The 19,218-nt window shown below is 46.4% G+C and carries 14 protein-coding genes; all 14 read left to right on the top strand.

All coding sequences use genetic code 11. From position 1 onward, the window contains the following. The first annotated feature begins 157 nt into the window (after nucleotides 1-157). The 14 genes from GC102_RS13380 to GC102_RS13315 all read left to right on the top strand — a co-directional run bounded on the left by GC102_RS13380 (nucleotide 158) and on the right by GC102_RS13315 (nucleotide 19,217). Nucleotides 158-1,015, top strand: a complete 858-nt coding sequence (locus tag GC102_RS13380) for a MurR/RpiR family transcriptional regulator (RefSeq protein ID WP_171689971.1) — start codon at nucleotides 158-160, stop codon at nucleotides 1,013-1,015. Further along, entirely contained in the window at nucleotides 1,008-2,030 is a 1,023-nt protein-coding gene (locus GC102_RS13375) for a serine hydrolase domain-containing protein (RefSeq protein WP_171689970.1), read from the top strand. Before GC102_RS13380 ends, GC102_RS13375 begins: the two co-directional genes overlap by 8 nt. A gap of 40 nt (nucleotides 2,031-2,070) precedes the next feature. Further along, entirely contained in the window at nucleotides 2,071-3,372 is a 1,302-nt protein-coding gene (locus tag GC102_RS13370) for an ABC transporter substrate-binding protein (RefSeq protein WP_171689969.1), read from the top strand. Between the two features lie 27 nt (nucleotides 3,373-3,399). Further along, nucleotides 3,400-4,329: a carbohydrate ABC transporter permease gene (locus GC102_RS13365; RefSeq protein ID WP_171689968.1), complete on the top strand. Its 930-nt coding sequence runs from the start codon at nucleotides 3,400-3,402 to the stop codon at nucleotides 4,327-4,329. Nucleotides 4,330-4,346: 17 nt separating this feature from the next. Beyond that, on the top strand, nucleotides 4,347-5,171 hold the full coding sequence (locus GC102_RS13360; RefSeq protein ID WP_171689967.1) for a carbohydrate ABC transporter permease: 825 nt from the start codon (nucleotides 4,347-4,349) through the stop codon (nucleotides 5,169-5,171). Nucleotide 5,172: 1 nt separating this feature from the next. Continuing rightward, nucleotides 5,173-6,192 carry an N-acetylglucosamine kinase gene (locus GC102_RS13355; protein WP_171689966.1) on the top strand — a complete coding sequence of 340 codons (1,020 nt, stop codon included), beginning with the start codon at nucleotides 5,173-5,175 and terminating at the stop codon, nucleotides 6,190-6,192. A 39-nt stretch (nucleotides 6,193-6,231) separates the two neighbouring features. Continuing rightward, nucleotides 6,232-7,143: an N-acetylmuramic acid 6-phosphate etherase gene (gene murQ, locus GC102_RS13350; protein WP_171689965.1), complete on the top strand. Its 912-nt coding sequence runs from the start codon at nucleotides 6,232-6,234 to the stop codon at nucleotides 7,141-7,143. A gap of 634 nt (nucleotides 7,144-7,777) precedes the next feature. Continuing rightward, nucleotides 7,778-9,601 (top strand): sensor histidine kinase, encoded by a 1,824-nt coding sequence (locus tag GC102_RS13345; RefSeq protein WP_171689964.1) that lies wholly within the window; start codon nucleotides 7,778-7,780, stop codon nucleotides 9,599-9,601. After that, nucleotides 9,591-11,114 carry a response regulator gene (locus tag GC102_RS13340; protein WP_312883258.1) on the top strand — a complete coding sequence of 508 codons (1,524 nt, stop codon included), beginning with the start codon at nucleotides 9,591-9,593 and terminating at the stop codon, nucleotides 11,112-11,114. The genes GC102_RS13345 and GC102_RS13340 overlap by 11 nt, the downstream gene beginning before the upstream one ends. A gap of 174 nt (nucleotides 11,115-11,288) precedes the next feature. Continuing rightward, nucleotides 11,289-12,758: an ABC transporter substrate-binding protein gene (locus GC102_RS13335; protein ID WP_171689963.1), complete on the top strand. Its 1,470-nt coding sequence runs from the start codon at nucleotides 11,289-11,291 to the stop codon at nucleotides 12,756-12,758. 79 nt (nucleotides 12,759-12,837) lie between these two features. After that, a complete protein-coding gene (locus GC102_RS13330; protein ID WP_029199042.1) occupies nucleotides 12,838-13,776 on the top strand; it encodes an ABC transporter permease in 939 nt (312 codons plus the stop codon). 29 nt (nucleotides 13,777-13,805) lie between these two features. Beyond that, nucleotides 13,806-14,723, top strand: a complete 918-nt coding sequence (locus GC102_RS13325; RefSeq protein WP_171689962.1) for a carbohydrate ABC transporter permease — start codon at nucleotides 13,806-13,808, stop codon at nucleotides 14,721-14,723. Between the two features lie 46 nt (nucleotides 14,724-14,769). After that, nucleotides 14,770-16,089, top strand: coding sequence for a glycoside hydrolase family 125 protein (locus GC102_RS13320; RefSeq protein ID WP_171689961.1), 1,320 nt, complete (start codon nucleotides 14,770-14,772; stop codon nucleotides 16,087-16,089). Continuing rightward, nucleotides 16,086-19,217, top strand: a complete 3,132-nt coding sequence (locus tag GC102_RS13315) for a beta-galactosidase (RefSeq protein ID WP_171689960.1) — start codon at nucleotides 16,086-16,088, stop codon at nucleotides 19,215-19,217. Before GC102_RS13320 ends, GC102_RS13315 begins: the two co-directional genes overlap by 4 nt. Nucleotide 19,218 lies beyond the last annotated feature (1 nt).

The following is a 19,218-nucleotide window of genomic DNA, read 5'->3' as shown; positions in this document are numbered from 1 at the left end:
TATCGCGCCGCGTGAAGCCCGTTTGATTATTTTCAATCTAAACCTAACGCAAGGAGTGAAATAATATTTCAGAAATGTATAGACAAAGTGAAATAAAACTCTATAATAAGGGTAAGTAAGTTCAAAGTTACACATGAAACCGTAGAGGGTGACTCCTATGTTAAAAGGTGGATTAGTAAGTATAGAAGCGGCTATGGGGAGCTTAAAGCCGATGGAACGCAGGGCTGCACAGTATATTATGGAGCATCCGGAACAGGTAGTCAGCCTTTCCGTGCAGAAGCTGGCAGAGTTTGCTGGCGTAAGTGAAGCAACGATTGTAAGGCTTTCACGCTCCCTTCACTGCAAAGGATTTCAGGAGTTGAAGCTGAGGATCGCAGGTGATTTATCACAATCGTCGCTACCTACAGAATCGTACCAAGAAATCCGTACCGACGGATCTATCGTAGATCTCATCAAATCGGTGTCCAATAACAATATTGTTTCTATCCAAGATACTTTGACGGTACTCTCTCCGGAAAGTGTGGAAAAAGCAATTAATTCGCTGAGCAGCGCAAGAAAAGTCGGTGTGTTCGGCGTAGGTGCATCGGCGGTTATCGCGAAGGATTTCATGCAAAAGCTAACGCGTATTAATCGTTGGTGTGAAATCGGCACCGGGTTTGATGCACAAGCAACTATTGCAGCCAATCTAATTCCTGGTGACGTTGTCTTCGGAATTTCCTATTCAGGCCAAACCGAAGACATGATTCGTGCGCTGGCCGTTGCTAAGAATAACGGTGCTTCAGTCATTACATTGACCCGGTTCGGAGCCAATCCGGTATCGGAGCTTGCGGATATACAATTGTTTATAAGCACCTTAGAGAAGAGTATCCGAAGCGGTGCGATGGCCTCAAGGATATCTCAACTGAACGTGATCGATATTTTGTACGCCGGCATCGCTGGCCGACATTATGATGAAAGCATCAAATCTCTGGAAAAGACGCGACAAGCCGTCAGTGTGGGGAAACGTAATGGATAAAGTGGATCGCTTGGTGGGAGGATGGGTGCGCGATGGGCTGCTGCCCGGCGCTGTGCTCGACATTACTGTATCGAACCGATTTCGATTCCAAAAATCATATGGATTATACACGGACGGCACAAGGGAACATCCGATTCAGCTGAACACAATGTTCGACATCGCATCCCTTACGAAGGTAACCGTTACGCTTCCATCTATTCTTGTTCTTGTGACTCAAGGGGAACTGTCGCTGGATAGTTCCGTACAGGCGTACTTGCCTGCATTCCGTCATCCGCAAGTCACACTGCGTCATCTATTGATGCATGCGTCAGGGCTGCCGCCGGATTTGCCTTATCTTCCACGTAAAGCAGCAAGGCCTAGTCTATTCGAGGAAATTCTGGCGCAAGAGCTTTTATTTCAGCCAGGTAAGGACAAGCTGTATAGTGATCTCGGTATGATCCTTCTTGGGATCATTGTAGAACGTGTGTCAGGCGAGCCGCTGGATCGCTTTGTTAAGCAGCATATATTCGATCCACTTGATATGCGGCATACGGTTTTTAACCCTGGCTCCGAACTTCGAGATCGTATTGCCGCAACCGAACAGGTAGATGGAGCTTATGTCATCGGCGAAGTTCATGATGAGAAGAGCTTCCACCTCGGTGGTGTTACCGGCAGCGCAGGATTATTCGCAACAGCAGAAGACCTAGCACGCTATGCGGCATGGTGGTTGCAGCCGGAACAGTGGGATATAGTTCCGCCATCGTTGATGCGAGAAGCAACAGCGGCTCCCGTAAGTGGCCGCGGCCTTGGCTGGGAAGTCAAGCATGATCCCGCAAACGTCCCGAGCTGCGGAGAAAGGTGGCCAGCGGGTAGTTTCGGTCATACTGGTTTTACCGGAACGAGCTTGTGGGTTGAGCCCGAACAGGGCATCAGCGTTGTATTTCTTACCAATGCCGTTCATTTTGGGCGAAACACCAAGATCCGGGAGCTGCGTCCAATTTTACATGAAGCGGTTTTGTCCTCATATCTATCATGAGGTTTAACATATAAGTAAACATTAAAGGGAGGCTTTCTAAATGAAACGTTTATTCAGTGGGGCATTATTAACTATGGTTGCTGCTTCTTCCATGCTTGTCGCTTGCAGCAGCAATTCCGCAACTCCTAGCACGACTCCAGGTGGAGCAAGTACCGCACCAACGGCAGCACCTCAGGAAAAAGTGAAGTTGACAATGGGCAGCTGGCGTACCGAAGATGCGGAAGCTTACGCTAAAATCATAGCTGAATTTAAGAAAAACAACCCGAACATTGATATCGAATTCAAGCCGATTAAAAATACGGAATACAACACAGCCCTAAACACAGGTCTGCAAAGTGGAAATGGTCCTGATATTATTCATCTTCGTCCCTATGCTGCAGGCGCTGCGTTGGCGGATGCCGGTTACTTAGAGCCGCTGACAAGCGTCAAAGGAATGGACGTATTCTCGAAGGACACTTTGCTGGCCGCTACTGGAACAGATGGTAAAGTATACGGCGTACCGACAGTATTCAGCTCCACGCAAGTATTTTACAACAAGAAAATCTTCCAAAAATATAATCTGACAGAGCCAAAAACGTGGGATGAGCTGTTGAAAACGGCGGATACTTTGAAGAAAAATAAAGTAACTCCGTTCGCTTTCGGCTCTAAGGAAGGTTGGATTCTTTCCCTGACCCAAGGTACGCTTGCACCTTCCGTTTACGGTACAGATTTCATTAAGAAGATACTTGCCGGTGAGGCGAATTTTAAAAGCCCGGAATATGTAAGTTCGATTAAAATGCTCAAAGATATGACCCCGTACTTCCCAGATAATTATGTAGGGATCGGTATGGACGATATGAGAAACATGTTTGTTTCCGAGCAAGCAGCTATGATGGTCATGGGCGATTGGGAATATGCCGTCATGAAGAAAACGAATCCAGATCTGCAAATGGATGTGTTCCCAGTGCCGCCGATGAAAGCAGATGGCAAAGCAACAGTTACAACTTGGGTAGACGGCTCTTTTTCAGTGAATGCAAAATCTGCTCATAAGGCAGAAGCTCTGAAATTTATGGAGTTTTTGACAACGAAAGAATTCGGAGCTCTTGCTGTAAATGAACTGCAAAAACCAAGCACAATCCCAGGTGTGGCAGCAAAAGATCCGCTTGTAGCCAAAATTGCTAAGAATGCAGATACGATATCTACACCTTACGCTTCCGTTGTCTATTTCAATGCAGGCAACCCTACAACCAAATCTACTTTAGAAAACTCCATTCAAGGGATGTACTTAAACAAATTGACTCCAGAGCAAGTGACGGAAGAAGTTCAAAAGAGCGCAGATACATGGTTCAAGCCTAAGAAATAAATCAGTTTAAAAGAGGGGTGGGGGCACATGAATAACTTTGCAAAATCGTCTTGGTGGAAAAAGGGAGCAGTTCATCTGTTCCCGGTTCCTGCCCTCGCGGTTTACATTCTCTTCGTAATCTATCCGATCCTTTCGGCTTTCGGTTACAGTTTTTATGACTGGAAGGGTCTCACCCGCGGGGAGTTTGTGGGGCTAGGCAACTTTGTGAGCCTGTTTACGAAAGAACCGTTCAACCATTTATTTTGGAATGCGTTTGGTCATAATCTTTATTACTTTGCTGTTGAAATGGCTGTTCAGAACGTGATTGCGTTCGTGCTTGCCTATCTTGTTTACAGCAAACTTAAGGGTTCGAACTTTCTGAAAATGGCTTACTTTTTACCGAGGCTGCTTTCTGTCATCGTAGTAGGCTTTTTGTGGAAACTCATGTTGAACCCGAATAACGGTATTGTCAATGTGCTGCTCAAAAAGATCGGTCTTGTTTCGTGGGCTAAGCCTTGGCTCGGGGACCCGGCTTATGCGTTAACATCAATTACACTGGTCAACAGTTGGTTTGGCATAGGTTTCTCCATGTTGATTTTTCTCGCTGGTCTGCACGCAATTTCGACAGAAGTCATTGAAGCGGCGCGGCTGGACGGAGTAAAAGGTTTGCGCTTGATCCGGTCTATTATCCTGCCGATGATGAGTCAATCATTGATCATCATTACGGTGTTTACCTTTATTCATGCTTTCGAAGCGTTCGAACTTATTTATGCCATGGAGGGTTCGCAAGGGGAACCTTACAACTCCACCGACACGCTTGCTGTGTTCTTTTATCGGATTGCGTTTGGCGGCTCATCTGGTGGTGATTCGGTCGCATTAGGCTTGGGCTCGGCATTGGCAGTCGTACTATTTTTCATTATCGCGACCATATCCGCTTTGTTCCTGTACTTCACTAGGAACCAATCGTCTCAGCATTGAGAAAGGAGGCACACACCATGAAAACCAACAAATCCGTTCGGGGGCTCCAATACGCTGCTGCGTACTTGGGTGCACTGGTCAGTTTGTATCCGATCTTTCTGATGCTGACCTCCTCTTTCAAGACGAATATCCAGATTTTGAAAAACCCGATGTCGCTTCCGACTTCTATATCGTTTACGGCATATAGTAAGCTAATCCATCAAATTCCGTTCGGAACTTATTTTTGGAACAGTGTCGTGGTTAGTGTCGTTTCTGTAGCTTTGATTCTGCTGTTTGGCGTTTTGGCGTCATTTTATATTGCAAGATATCCGTTCCGTTGGAATGGTGCGCTGTTCTTCTTTTTCCTCTTAGGCATGATGATTCCAATTAAGCTTGGGATCGTACCCTTGTTCCTATTAATGAAGAAGCTAGCTCTTTTGAATAGCGTTTGGTCGCTTGTCAGCGTGTATACGGCGATTGGATTGCCGCTTGCTGTCTTGATCTTAACTGGTTTTTTTAGGACGCTGCCGAAGGAGCTAGAGGAAGCAGCTCGCATCGATGGTTCTTCGGATTTCGGTGTCATGTGGCACGTTTTGCTGCCGCTTATTCGCCCTGCACTGGGAACAGTCATGATTATGAATTTTATTATGGCGTGGAACGATTTCTTCTTCCCGCTGATTTTTATCCAAGACGATATGAAAAAGACGATACCGGTTGGCATGCTGTCGTTGTTCGGACAGTACTCTACGGATTTAAGCATGCTATTTGCCGGGCTTACGTTGGCTTCAGTACCCATGATTGTCATGTTTTTCCTAGCGTCGAAACAGTTTATGGAAGGCATGACGGCAGGAGCGGTGAAATAATATGGCTGAAACTAGATATATTGGGATTGATGGCGGAGGGACCAAAACGGTATGTATTCTCGGCGATGCGGAAGGCAACATATTGGCTGAAAGCCGAGGAGAATCCAGCAGCGTGAAGTCCCGTCCATGGGAGGATGTTCAGCGAGTTCTGCTCACACTCATCCGTGACGTATTAGACCAATCGGGTACGGAAATGTCCCAGTTAGATGGGATTTTCCTTGGACTTGCGGGGAGTGATCGTCCTGAAGATCGGAAACGGATCAGTGACTGGCTGCAAACCGAATTGCCGGAAGGTGTTCCGATCACCGTGCACAATGATGCAGTGACCGCTTTGGCCGCTGGTACTTGGGGACAAAAGGGGATTGCTCTCATTTCAGGAACAGGCTCGATCGCATATGGATTCGATCCAGTGACGGGCGGATTTGTAAGAGTCGGCGGCTGGGGTTATTTACTCGGCGATGAAGGTAGCGGGTTTGATCTTGGGCGGAAAGCGCTGGTGGCCGTTATGCGAGCGTATGACGGCCGAGGGGAGCCTACAGCTTTGACGGGGTTAGTTCTTGAACGTTGGTCCTTACAGCATCCTGGACAATTGATCAACACCATTTATGGCCAGAACAATGTACGTACCGCGATTGCGGATGGCTCCAAGCTCGTTATGCGGGCTGCAGCAGATGGGGATCCGATTGCTGTTAAGCTCGTGGAAGAAGCGATTCAGGAGCTTGAAGAGCTCGTTAATACCGTTATAACTTCCATGGAGAAACAACAGCCCATTGAGGAAAGTGATAGCCATCATTTGGCGGAAAATACAATCCCTCTTGTGATAACTGGTGGCTTATTTTCAGATCGAATGTTCGAAAATCGCTTTATGCAAACACCGTTAATACGGTCCGGCATGTTCGATGTCCGACTGCTCGAACGCCCACCAGTCATTGGAGCCTATCTTCTTGCCTTGCAGGAACGGGGCTTCGAATTAACGGAAGTAATGAAACAACGGATAGCAGCATTTGTCTTTCGTAAATAGAGGCAAGGTAACGCATCCATAAAAAGGAGGCAAGGTAACGTGGTACAACAAGTTAATCAAACGGTTACCGAGCAGAGAAATACAAAGTCAAGTCACCTAGACCGACTTACTGTTCGGGAGATCGTGACTCTAATGAATGAGGAAGACCAAACGGTAGCTCTATCCGTTAATGGAGCTTTGCCGCAAATCTCTGATGCAGCAGAAGCAGTGGTCGAAGCGATGACTCGCGGCGGCCGACTTTTCTACATTGGAGCTGGAACCAGCGGCCGTCTCGGCGTTCTAGATGCATCCGAATGCCCGCCTACGTTCGGTGTTGAGCCGGAGCTTGTGAACGGCATTATTGCTGGAGGAGAAATAGCCATTCGTTCAGCTGTAGAGAATGCTGAAGATGACGAAGAAGCTGGGGTACGTGCGATAGCAGATGTTGCACGAGCAGGTGATGTAGTCGTCGGTATTACAGCAAGCGGAACGGCTCCCTATGTGATCGGCGCCATACGAGAGGCTAATCGACTGGGTTTATTGACGATCGGTATTAGCTGTAACCGAGATACGCGGCTCAGTGCAGTTGTGAAATATCCGATCGAGGTGCCCGTCGGACCTGAGATTATTACAGGGTCGACAAGGTTGAAGGCGGGAACGGCGCAAAAAATGGTTCTTAACATGATCTCCACGACCGTGATGATTCAGATGGGTAAAGTTTACGGTAATCTGATGGTAAATGTTCAGGCGACGAATAAGAAGCTTAGGGATCGTACCGTGCGGATTATTCAGGAGGCGACTGGTGCTAATGAAGAAACAGCCCGCCGCGTCGGAATAGAAGCTAATGGAGATGCAAGAGTCGCGATTCTGATGATTATGTTCAACGTAAGCCGTGAGAAGGCTTTGGATGCGCTTGTTCAAGTAAATGATCATTTTGGTAATGCTGTAAAGCAGCTCGAACAAGCTCAATAATTCTTATTAGTTAAATGCCTAGGCTGATCGTAATCAGTTTAGGCATTTTTTATTGTATTGGAAATTATGCAAGATGCGTATTTGTGGATAAGTCTGTGAACATATTCTCTTATATTTGTATCCCAAACTCAACACGCACCCGGCATCATCAAATTTTAGCGGAACGTAGAAGCTTTATTTTGCTCAAAACAGCGTATTTCACGTTTTCGCGGAACGAGGAGCCGCTATTTCCCTCTTTTGAGGTGTAAAAACCGGTAAAACGGCAAAATAGGGCCCCTACGTTCCGCGTACAGGTCCTACATAGACATAATCATCGAAATAACGGCACCTTGTTCCCCGTGATCCTCAGATTTGCATCCTAAATGTTCGAAATCTCTCCACAGAGTTTCGCTTTCAAGCCGACCTATAATCCAGTGGATTTGACCACTTTTTTATTGTATTGGAAATTATGCAAAACAGTAAATTTCTCGGACTCATTGGGCGAGCTTCGGCGCGCAGAGCTCTCGCTGTAAGCACGTTTTTCGCGCTTATTTGTTCATTTATTGGGGAAGTTAACGCATAAACGGATGCGAATTCATGTGCGATCTCTGATATGCTATAATGTACCCGATTAACAGCAGGAGTTGATGGCAGGATGGGGTTCCGCAAGATGTACCGAAATTACTTGAAAAATAATTTGTTTATGAAGCTGCTTCTCTTGTTCTCATTGATAACCGTCATTACGATTATTTCGTTTTCTTATTTCATGTATCATTCGATGTCGCAAGCGGCGATTAATCGTGAGCTGGATATACAGAAGAAGGCAATGACGAATGTGAACAATTATTTGGGGGGGAAATACGATTCTGCGCAGTCTATCGTGTTCGGCCTATATCGGGATAGTTCGCTTGCCGCGGGCATCTCTTTCATGCTGCAGCACCCTTTCCAGGAATATGTGCAGCATGGTCTGGAGCAATACAATTTAGGTGGTAACAGCACGTGGAATGCTGGTCTGCAATATTTTAAAAATCGGGTGGAAGACGACGAAGATATTCGTTGTCTGATGCTGTACAGCGTGGATCAGATGACCTTATATGTGCTGGATCGTAACCGGCAATTGAAGATCGTTCCTACGAATGCAGCCCATTCCTACATTCCTGAAGTCATGGCGCTTGATAGCAAGAGTGTTACCTTGCCGAATATATGGGTTCGTGAAGCCGCAGGTCAATGGGATAACCATCTGTACTCGATTAGGACACCTATCAACGACAAGCAAACCTTGAAAAATATAGGGCAGCAGGTCGTGTACTTCAGCTCAGACGGCATTTGGAAGATTCTCTTGAATGATAAGGAAGAGTTAAAGGGGACGATTCTCGTTCTATCACCGGATGGGGGCGTCCTGTTTGATTCTTCGGATCAGTATTACGGCAAGCCCTATCCTTTCATGGATCAGGTTAGTTCGTTGTACGAGAATAGTGGCTCGAATCAAAGCGGTTATGTGACGAAGCTGACGCAGAGTAAAGGAGACTTTGTTGTCGTCGGTTTCATTCCGAAGAATGAACTTGAAGCATCCTCAAGGCGAATCGGGAGCACGATCTTTATGATTAGCGCGATATGTATTTTTTTCGCCATTCTGATTCCTTCTTTGGTTGTGATGAATGTCTCTAAACGCACCAACCAGATCATTCGCTTTACACGGAAGGTCAAACAAGGCGATCTGAATGCACGGATTCCGGATGAGCGAGAGGACGAGTTAGGACAAATTTCTCGCAGCTTCAATGAGATGATCGAAGAGTTGAATCAATATATCGATAGGGTGTATAAGGCAGATATTAAGCAGAAGCATACAGAGTTAACGGCTCTGCAAGCTCGCGTTAATCCTCACTTTTTATACAATACACTAGAAGTCATTCGAATGCGGGCAATCTCTCATGGGGCTCATGACGTTGGTGAAATGATTTACAGTTTGTCGGCGTTATTCCGAAGCCTGGTACAGCAGAAAAAGATTTACACACTGAAGGATGAGCTTGAAGCCTGCCGCTTATACCTCGAGCTGTTCCAGATTCGCTATAAGGACAAATTCACGTATTCGATCGAATGGGATCGGAAGCTAGCATCTACACGCATAATGAAAATGTCGCTGCAGCCCGTAATTGAGAATTACATCGTACATGGCTTGCGAAGCGAATGCACCGATAATGAGCTTCATATTCGTGTGAAACAAACAGAAGAGTTCCTTCATGTGCAAGTGGAAGACAACGGAAACGGCATTACGCCTGAGCGTTTGAGCGAGCTAGAATCCTTCTTACAAGCAGAGGAAACCGAAGGGGAATCCTTCGGCCTGCGGAGCATCAATCAACGCCTCAAGCTGCTCTACGGCAGCAAGTTTGGCTTGAAATTATTTAGCGAACCTGGCAAAGGAACGGTAGTAGACATATGGCTGCCTATGGACGACGGAAAAGAGGGTTATGATGTTTAGGGTTTTTCTTGTGGATGACGAGCCTTTCATTATCGAAGGGTTGTATGACATTATTGATTGGGCCGAAGCAGGGCTGGAAATTGTCGGACATGCCAGCAATGGGCAGAAGGCTTTGGATGCTCTGCAGGAAACATCGGTGGATATTTTGTTGACGGATATTTCCATGCCGGTGATGACCGGTTTGGATCTGATTCGCCATGCCCGAACGGTTCATCCTGATTTGAAAGTCATCGTGCTCAGCGGTTTCGATGAGTTTACCTATTTAAAAGAAGGCATGCAGCTCGGCATCGAAAATTACCTGCTGAAGCCCATCAACATCCAAGAGCTGAAGGCAACGCTTCACAATACGGTCGAGAAGTTGAATACGTTCGAAGAAACTCGGCAGGTTCAGGCCTACAGCAAACAAGTATTGAAAGATAACACGCTTCATCGTTGGTTAACCCATCAGATTGCGCCTTTGGAATTTTACGAACGCGCCGACCTTCTGGGGATGAATCTCGATCGTGCCTATATGATAGCAACTGTACTCCGAGCGACATCTGATGCTGCCGAGGTTTTCGAGGTTATCTCCGATCGGGTGCAATCCTATGATTGGATCACCTCATTCTTCGATATGGATGGCGATATCGTCCTGCTTGCAGCTATGGATGATGCTGACCGCGGCAGAACGGATTTGACCGCTTTGCTTCAGCAGCTTCAGGCTGATTTTCAGGATCGTGCTCTCCGCATATCTATCGGCAGTGTAGAGCTTCTGCCTGAACAGGCTGGACAAAGCTATGCGGCCGCGAAGAAAGCACAGGAGTATTTCTGGGTATATCCGGAACTGAACATGATTGATTATACAGAGCTTGCGATGAATCAAGACAATCGAAAGGTCGATTTCTCAATTATCGATTGGCCAGTTTATGCGAAACTAATTATTGCCAAAGATCAAGAGAATTTGCGCGAGCAAATTCAAAACGATTTCAAACGGATTCAAGCGCTTCCGGGAATTACGCCGCACGATTTTCAGAATATCGCCTTTGAGATGATCATTCATTTCAAGCTGGAGATCAAAGCGATTCGCCATACCGAGGAACTCGATGCCTATAATCACGCTTTTCACCAAATCAGGAGCGCGGTTACGCTGGAAGAGCTGGAAACGGCAATCCTCGAAATTGCCCATAGGACAATCGGTTTCTTAATTTCAGACGTTCGAAGTCCGATCGTGCAGCAGGTTTTAAAATATATCCATCAATCTTATGCGGAAGAGCTATCGCTCAAAATGCTGGGGGCGCATTATCATATTCACCCCGTTTACTTGGGACAATTGTTCCATAAGGAGATTAATGAGACATTTACGGAATATATCAATCGGTACCGAATCGAAAAAGCAAAGGAACTGCTAAAGACCACGAATTCGAAGGTTCATGTCATTGCCAATGAGGTGGGCTACTCAGAATTGGGTTACTTTTATAAACAATTTAAAAAGTATGTGGGAATCTCCCCAACGGATTACAGAGGATTGCTCTAGGGAAAACTGAGGAGCAGTCCTTTTTTTTGCCGAAAAGGATAAATAGCTGCTTTTTTCTTAACTTTAGACAGGGTTCATTTAGTTTATCGTCTATTTGTAACTGCTTTCATGAGGTACTGTAAAGGTAGCCCCACGGGGCGTAAACAATAGAGCATTTAACAGGGAGGATACAAAATGAAAAAACGTTTGGTCACCACACTAGGATTGACGCTAGCAGTTTCAATGGCTCTTAGCGCGTGCGGCAGCAAAGATGCCGGCGGTGCGAAAGGGAATGAAACGACAAATAAACCGGTAGAGTTAATCTGGTACACAATCGGAACACCGCAAAAAGACGTTGACCGCGTAATGGCTGAAGTAAGTAAATACACTGCGGAAAAAATCGGCGTTACCGTGAAAATGAACATGGCAGACTGGGGCGATTACGCACAAAAAATGCAAGTCATGACAGCATCCGGCACACCGATGGACATAATGTTTACGTCTTCATGGGCTTTTGATTACGTACAAAACGTACGTAAAGGCGCATTTAAGCCGATTGACGAGCTTCTTCAAAAAAATGGACAAGGTATCGTTAAAGCATTAGATCCTGCCTTTCTTAACGGCTCCAAAGTGGACGGGCACAATTACGGTGTACCTGCCAATAAAGAACTGCCAGCTCAAGACGTATGGCGTTTCAACAAAAACCTGGCCGACAAATACAACCTTAGCTTAGATAATGTGAACACGCTTGAAAGCTTAGAGCCACTGCTCAAAACGATTAAAGAAAAAGAACCGAACATTTACGGATTAGCCGTTGATAAAAATTACATGCCATATGTGCCTTATGATTACATTATTGAGAAAATGCCGATGGCTGTGAGTGTAAACAATGCGGATTTCAAAGTGGTCAACATTTTTGATACGCCAGAAATGAAGCAAGCACTTAAAACCATGAACAAATACTACAAAGCGGGATATGTTCCTACAGAAGCATCGACGCTTTCCTCGCTTAACGATGTACAAGTAACTGGCAAATGGTTCGCGGATAAAGCGACGAATCAACCTTTTGCAGACAACCTTTGGTCAGCTAGCTATGGCTATCCGGTTGTTTCCAAGGCGGCAAGCCCTGCTCTGATCTACAACTGGTCCGTTATGGGCTCCATGCAAGCAATCTCAGCTAATTCCAAGTATCCGGAAAAAGCCATGGAATTCCTGAACTTGCTGAATACCGATCCTGTGCTTCGTAATATGGTCGATTCCGGTATTGAAGGCGTTCATTACAAAAAAGTCGATAACGATAAAATGGAAAACTTACCAGAATCCAAAAATTACGATATGCCGACTTTCTCACTCGGAAACGTTCTGCTGACGTATAAAGATGTTAAGGATCCTGCGAACAAATGGGAAGAGTTCAAGAAGTTTAACGATACCGGCAAACCTGCACCATTGCTTGGCTTCAACTTCGATCCTTCCAAAGTGATCAACGAAATCGCCGCGGTTCAAAACGTAAAAGAAGAATTCTGGGCAACATTGATGACTGGTACGGTAGATCCGGATAAATACATTCCGCTAGCTAACGAAAAATTCAAAAAAGCTGGTTTGGATAAAATCATGGCTGAAGCGCAAAGCCAAATTGATGCTTGGAAAGCAGCTAACAAGAAATAATTTCAGCATAGTTGATTAGGCGAATGTTCAACATTCGCCTGATCTTTTTACTACAACAATGATCTTGAGGGGTGATTTTATGAAGGGAATAGGAGCATTTTTTAAAGATGTTAAACAAAGTAGAGTTCTGCTGCTGATGGCATTGCCGGCGACGCTTTGGTTCCTGTTCTTCTCTTATTTGCCGATGGCCGGTATGGTGATTGCTTTTAAGCAGTACCGCTATAGCCGCGATGGTTTTTGGGCAAGTATTATGGAAAGCAAATGGGTAGGACTGCAAAATTTTAAATTTTTATTCAGCACCAATGACGCCTATATCATTACGCGGAACACGCTTCTCTACAATATTGTGTTTATTATTGCAGGACTAGTGCTATCCGTAGGGTTAGCCATTGTGTTATCAGAAATCGTAAATAAAAAACTGGCGAAGCTGTATCAAACAGGGATGTTCCTGCCTTACTTCCTATCGTGGGTAATCGTCGGTTACTTCGTGTTCAGTTTTCTTAGTGTAGATAAAGGGATGTTAAATCATATTCTCTCCGGGTTCGGAATTGATCCGATCCGTTGGTATAACGACAAGACGTACTGGCCTCTTATTATCATTTTTGTTTACCTGTGGAAATCGGTCGGTTACAGCAGTGTTGTGTATTTGGCCGCGATTATGGGGATCGACAAATCGCTGTATGAAGCCGCAATGATTGACGGAGCGAGCAAATGGCAGCAAATCAAACACATTACCTTCCCAATGCTGAAGCCGCTTATGACGATTCTGACATTGCTGGCAATCGGACGCATTTTCTATGCAGACTTCGGATTGTTCCTGCAAGTGCCAAGAGATTCAGGAACGCTGTATTCAGTGACGAATGTAATTGATACGTATGTATATCGAGGCCTCAAATCTACGGGAGAAATCGGTATGAGTACCGCAGCTGGACTATACCAATCGGTTATCGGTTTCATTCTGGTTATGACTTCGAACTATATCGTTAGAAAATTCGATAAGGACAATGCATTGTTCTAAACTATTTTCATGGAAAGGAGGACATTCAAATGATTGCTAAACCAATGAAAAGCCGTGACTTTCATAAATTGCCGCCTGCTTTGAATATAATTTTTAATCTTGTCGCGGGCCTCTTTGCGCTCGCTTGTATCTTTCCTTTTCTGTTTGTAACGATCATTTCATTTACGGATGAGAAAACGTTGAGTGCAAATGGATACCGCATTATTCCGGAACAATGGAGCCTTGATGCCTATCGTTACCTCTTCAAAGCGGGTGATCAGCTGTTGCTTTCCTATGGGGTTACCATTCTTGTAACTGTCGTAGGGACGATTGTAAGCTTGCTTATCACAGCTACGTTTGCCTATGCGATTTCACGCAAAAGCTTTAAATTCCGCAATGCCTTCGGTTTTTTTGCTTTCTTCACGATGCTGTTTAACGGTGGACTTGTACCGACATATATCGTTGTTACACAATTGTTGGGACTTAAAGATTCAATCTGGGCTTTGATACTGCCTTTGGCCGGAAATGCATTTTACATTATGATTATGCGTACTTTCTTCGTCACATCTGTTCCTGACGCCATTATTGAATCTGGGAAAATCGACGGGGCCGGTGAATTTGGGATTTTCGTCAAACTAGTGCTGCCGCTCTCGCTTCCGGGACTAGCCACTATAGGTTTGTTCAGTACTTTGGGATACTGGAACGATTGGTTTAATGCGCTGCTCTATATCGATACACCGAAACTAGTGCCTTTACAATCGATGTTGATGCGGATTGAGAACAGCATGCAATTCCTACTCCAGAATACAAGCAACCCTTCTGTTGGCGTAGGCTTACTGCAATCGCTGCCGCAAGATACGTCCCGTATGGCGATGGTTGTTCTTGCAACCGGGCCGATTATTTTTGCTTATCCGTTCTTCCAACGGTACTTTATTCAAGGCTTGACGATTGGCGCCGTGAAAGAGTAACGTAAAAGTGCATTCTTCGAAACTAGAAAAATTTGGAGGACTTACCGTGGAACAATTCAGACTGCCGAAAATTCCGATGCCGAAACTGGAGCTGCCAAAGGCAATTCAAGAGGTATTGCTGGAGGCCGAAGAGAAGCTGGCGCATCGTCCGAAGCTGCTGCAGCTATTTAAAAATTGTTTTCCTAATACATTAGAGACGACGACCAAATTGATGGAGGATGGCACCACATTCGTCATCACCGGAGATATCCCGGCGTCGTGGCTGCGCGATTCTGTGGAACAAGTCATGCACTATGTGCCATTTGCCAAACAGGATTCTGATCTACAGCGCATCATTAGCGGCTTAATCAAGCGTCATATCCAATATATTCATATCGATCCGTATGCCAACGCGTTCAACGAATCAGCGAACGACTGGCACTGGAACAAGGCGGATCAAACGGAAATGTCGCCATGGGTATGGGAACGTAAATTTGAACTGGATTCGTTATGCTTCTCGATGCGGCTGGCTTATGCGTATTGGAAGGAAACGGAGTTAACGGATATTTTCGATGCGGGATTTAAAGCTGCGATGTTTAAAATCTTCGAATTGTTGAAGACGGAACAATATCACTTTGAAAAGTCCCCTTATCGTTTCACGCGCAATAACGGAATTCCGACGGATTCGCTGCGCAATAATGGGATGGGGATGCCAGTGAATTACACGGGCATGGTATGGTCAGGCTTTCGTTCAAGTGACGATGCTTGCGACTTTCATTACAATATTCCAGCGAATATGTTCGCGGTTGTGGCCCTTCGCCATATGCAAGAGTTTGCGGAGTGGGTATTCAGAGATATGGACTTCCTCCACGATCTGAAAGCCCTTGAAGCGGATATCGACCATGGCATCCAACTATATGGTATCTATCGTCATCCAACATTTGGTCCGATCTATGCCTATGAGACGGACGGCTTCGGCAACTACTGCTTGATGGATGATGCGGGCACGCCAGGGCTGATGTCGATTCCGTATCTGGGTTATGTATCGGCGGATGATCCGATCTATCAGAACACAAGACAATTTGCGCTAAGCAAAGAGAATCCGTTTTACTTCGAAGGCAAAGTTGCCAGAGGCATCGGCAGTCCGCATACGCCAGACGATTACATTTGGCATATGGCCCTGTCCATGCAAGGCTTGACGGCTTCCACAGATGAAGAGAAGTTGGCTATGATCGCAATGCTTGAGGCGACGGATGCAGACACAGGGTTTATGCACGAGGGCTTTCATGTCGATGATCCAACGATTTTTACGCGGAAATGGTTCGCCTGGTCGAACAGTTTATTCTCCCAGTTGGTGTATAAAGCGATGAAGGATGGTTTACTATGAGTCGACCGGTCATTATTTTCTATGATGCAGCATTCCCGATCAGCAATTCTAGTGAAGTGAATACCGATCTACTCACAGCGCAAGGTGCTGTTGTAGTAGGTGCCGATGCATTGGGAGAAACTCTCCAGTCGGCTGTTGGTGGATGCTTTGTTAATCTGCATGCCCCGTATTTCCCTAAGTCCGCATGGACGGAAATCCTTGCGTTCTTGAAACGCGGCGGTGGACTGCTCAGTATTGGCGGCGCAGCCTTCAAGCGTCCGGTACGCCGAGAAGCTGATGGCTGGCACGTAGAGTCGGAACAGACCGCCTATCATCAGCAGTTGTACATTCATGAAATACTTCGTGTTGAAGCAATTCCAATGCGCTCCTATAGAGCGTTAGAAACCTTGCCGCTGCTTCAGGGGCAGGAATCGATGTTCGCCCTTGCAGATACGTGGAATCTGGTTCCGCATACGACACGCAACAGCGATCTGCCCGATCAAATGGGCGCTGCAGGTACCATGAGTACGCAGATTTATCCGCTTTTGAAAAGCATCAGTAAGGAAGGTCGTGAAGTTGCTGCGCCTGTTGTTCTTTGGGAAAACTCGCGCGGCACATTCATCGGTTCGCGCTGGATGTTTGTCAATGTACCGCTTAGTCCTTCGTTTTGGAATGAAGGCGGTGCTCAAGCATTGATGGGGTGGGCGGCATTTTGCGCAAATGGCGTTACGGAACTGTGGATCAAGCCGAATTATGCCAATTACGAGCCGGGAGAGCATGCAATGCTAACGCTCCAGACTCAGCTTATCGTAGGGCTCCAAGCTGGAGCTGCATCGAAGCAATGGACATTTGATCTTCATGTAGCGCATGAAGGTGGCGCACAGGACGCGTGGACCCATCGATTGACGGCCCAAGTGAATAAAGAATTCAACGTGGTGCGAATTCCGGTGCCGATTGACATACAACCTGGTTTATATCATGTGATTTGCAAGGCAACGTCTGAGGATGGAGAGCTTCGCGTGCTTCGCCAAGGCTTCTGGGGGCACGACTCCTTGCTTCTTGCCGAGGGACAACCGATTACCTGTGATCGTGATTATTTCATCAAGGACGGACGTCCGCTGCCGATCGTCGGCATGACGTATATGACCTCCGATGTCGCTCGCAAATTTGTGTTCCTGCCCAATAGCGATGTCTGGGATCGAGATATGGCCCAAATGGCCAAAGCAGGCATCAATTGGATCCGTACAGGGATTTGGACGGCTTACCGCAATATTATGCAGGTGGACGGACATGCTTCCGAAGAAGTTCTGAGAGCAATTGATGCATTCTTCTTAACGGCTAAGAAGCACAATCTCCAGGTAACGTTCACCTTCTTCTCCTTTACGCCAGAGACTTGGGAAGGGGTTAACCCTTATCTCGATCCGCAAAGCGTAGAGGCACAGAAGCGGTTTATCCGCTCGATTGTTTCGCGTCACCGTGCAACGACGCATGTGGATTGGGATTTGATTAACGAGCCTTCCATGTTTGATCCCGCTCAGATTTTTTCTGCGGGACCGCGATCCACTCGGGATATCTACGAACGGCAGGCTTTTATAGAGTGGCTTAAGCAGCGTCATGGCAGTATCGAGCTTCTTCAGGAGCGGTGGAATATGTCGCCTGAACAGCTTCCGACTTTTGAATCGGCGGCTATTCCGGAGGCTGAAGAAATCAATTTCGACGTGCAGGATATGCACAAGGGCAAGAAAGGAACACGTTGGCTGGATTACTGCTTGTTCTCGATGGAGATGCATAATCGTTGGGCCAAAGAGCTCTACAATACGATTAAAGAGATCAGTCCCGATCATCTTGTGGTTGTTGGACAAGATGAAGCGCTTGGCGCACAGCGGCCATCTCCTTTGTTTTATGAGGAGGCAGTGGACTATACAACCGTGCACTCGTGGTGGCTGAACGATAACCTCGTTTGGGACGGTATTTTTGCAAAAACAGCGAATAAGCCGAATGTCATACAAGAAACCGGCATTATGTATGTGGAGACTCCGGATGGACGCGCTAAACGTTCAGAGAACGAACTGCGCAGTCTGTTGGAGCGCAAATATGCCTATGCTTTCGCGACCGGAGGCGCCGGTGCTATTCATTGGATTTGGAATACTAACTTCTATATGGATAATGCCAACGAATCGCATATCGGTGCGCTTCGTGCTGACGGTACGGAGAAGCCAGAAGCTGATGTTTCTTACGATTTCGGACGGTTTATGGCTGAAATCAGAGATTTGTTCCAGGAGCGGGCGTTGGAGGATATCGTAGCAATCTTCCCTTATTCGAACGATTTTTCAAACCGGAAATTGGCGTTTGATGCGACGACTAGAATGACGCGCGTACTGTCCTATCAAATGAAGATGCCGTTCCGATCGGCTTCAGAATATCATTTGGATGCGTTGGAGGACCAACCAGCGAAGCTGATCCTTCTGCCGAGCGCGCATAATTTTGATGAACAAGCTTGGTCGAAGCTTGTAGATATCGTACAGCGTACGGGTGCGACGCTGCTTGCGACAGGTCCAATCAGTCTTGATGCGTATTGGAAACAAACTCCGCGTCTAATCGATGAGCTGGGTGCAGCTGAGCTTCACAATGTTCGCCGTGAAGAAATGCTTAGGCTGCAAGGTGCAGCGCTCCCGGTTTCCTTTGACAAGCGCCGAATTGCTGAAGTCGTGAAAGAATTGCGGACTGGACTTTCGGACGCGGGAACTGAGTCTGGCTGTTCAGGCGATACAGTTGTCGATATTCCGCTGGGCAAAGGCAGACTCATTTGGAGTCCGCTGCCCGTAGAATTGAACGAACGACTGGACACGGTCGCCAGCCTTTATCGTTATGCCATCGATGCCGCGTGCTGTGATAGCGGATTGGAATGGCTGCAAGGCGGCGACATTGCAGGTGTATACGGAAGGAAGTTACGCTTTAAAAACGGTTTCCTGTATGTATTCGTTTCTGAATTTGCATGGGATGTGAATGTCAAAGTGAAGGATACGGTTAGTGAAGCAACCTATGCATTTACGCTAGAGAAAGAGCGTTCTGTTCTCTTTGCTGCAGATGCCCAAGGCAATCTCATCTCCGTATACCGTCCGGACGAAGTCCATATTGAAAGGAGTTAAC

The organism is Paenibacillus germinis (genome assembly GCF_013141785.1).
In the GTDB taxonomy this organism is placed as follows: Bacteria; Bacillota; Bacilli; order Paenibacillales; family NBRC-103111; genus Paenibacillus_E; species Paenibacillus_E phytorum.
Note: the sequence above shows the minus strand (reverse complement) of the source record. Positions and strands in the feature narration are given on the sequence as shown.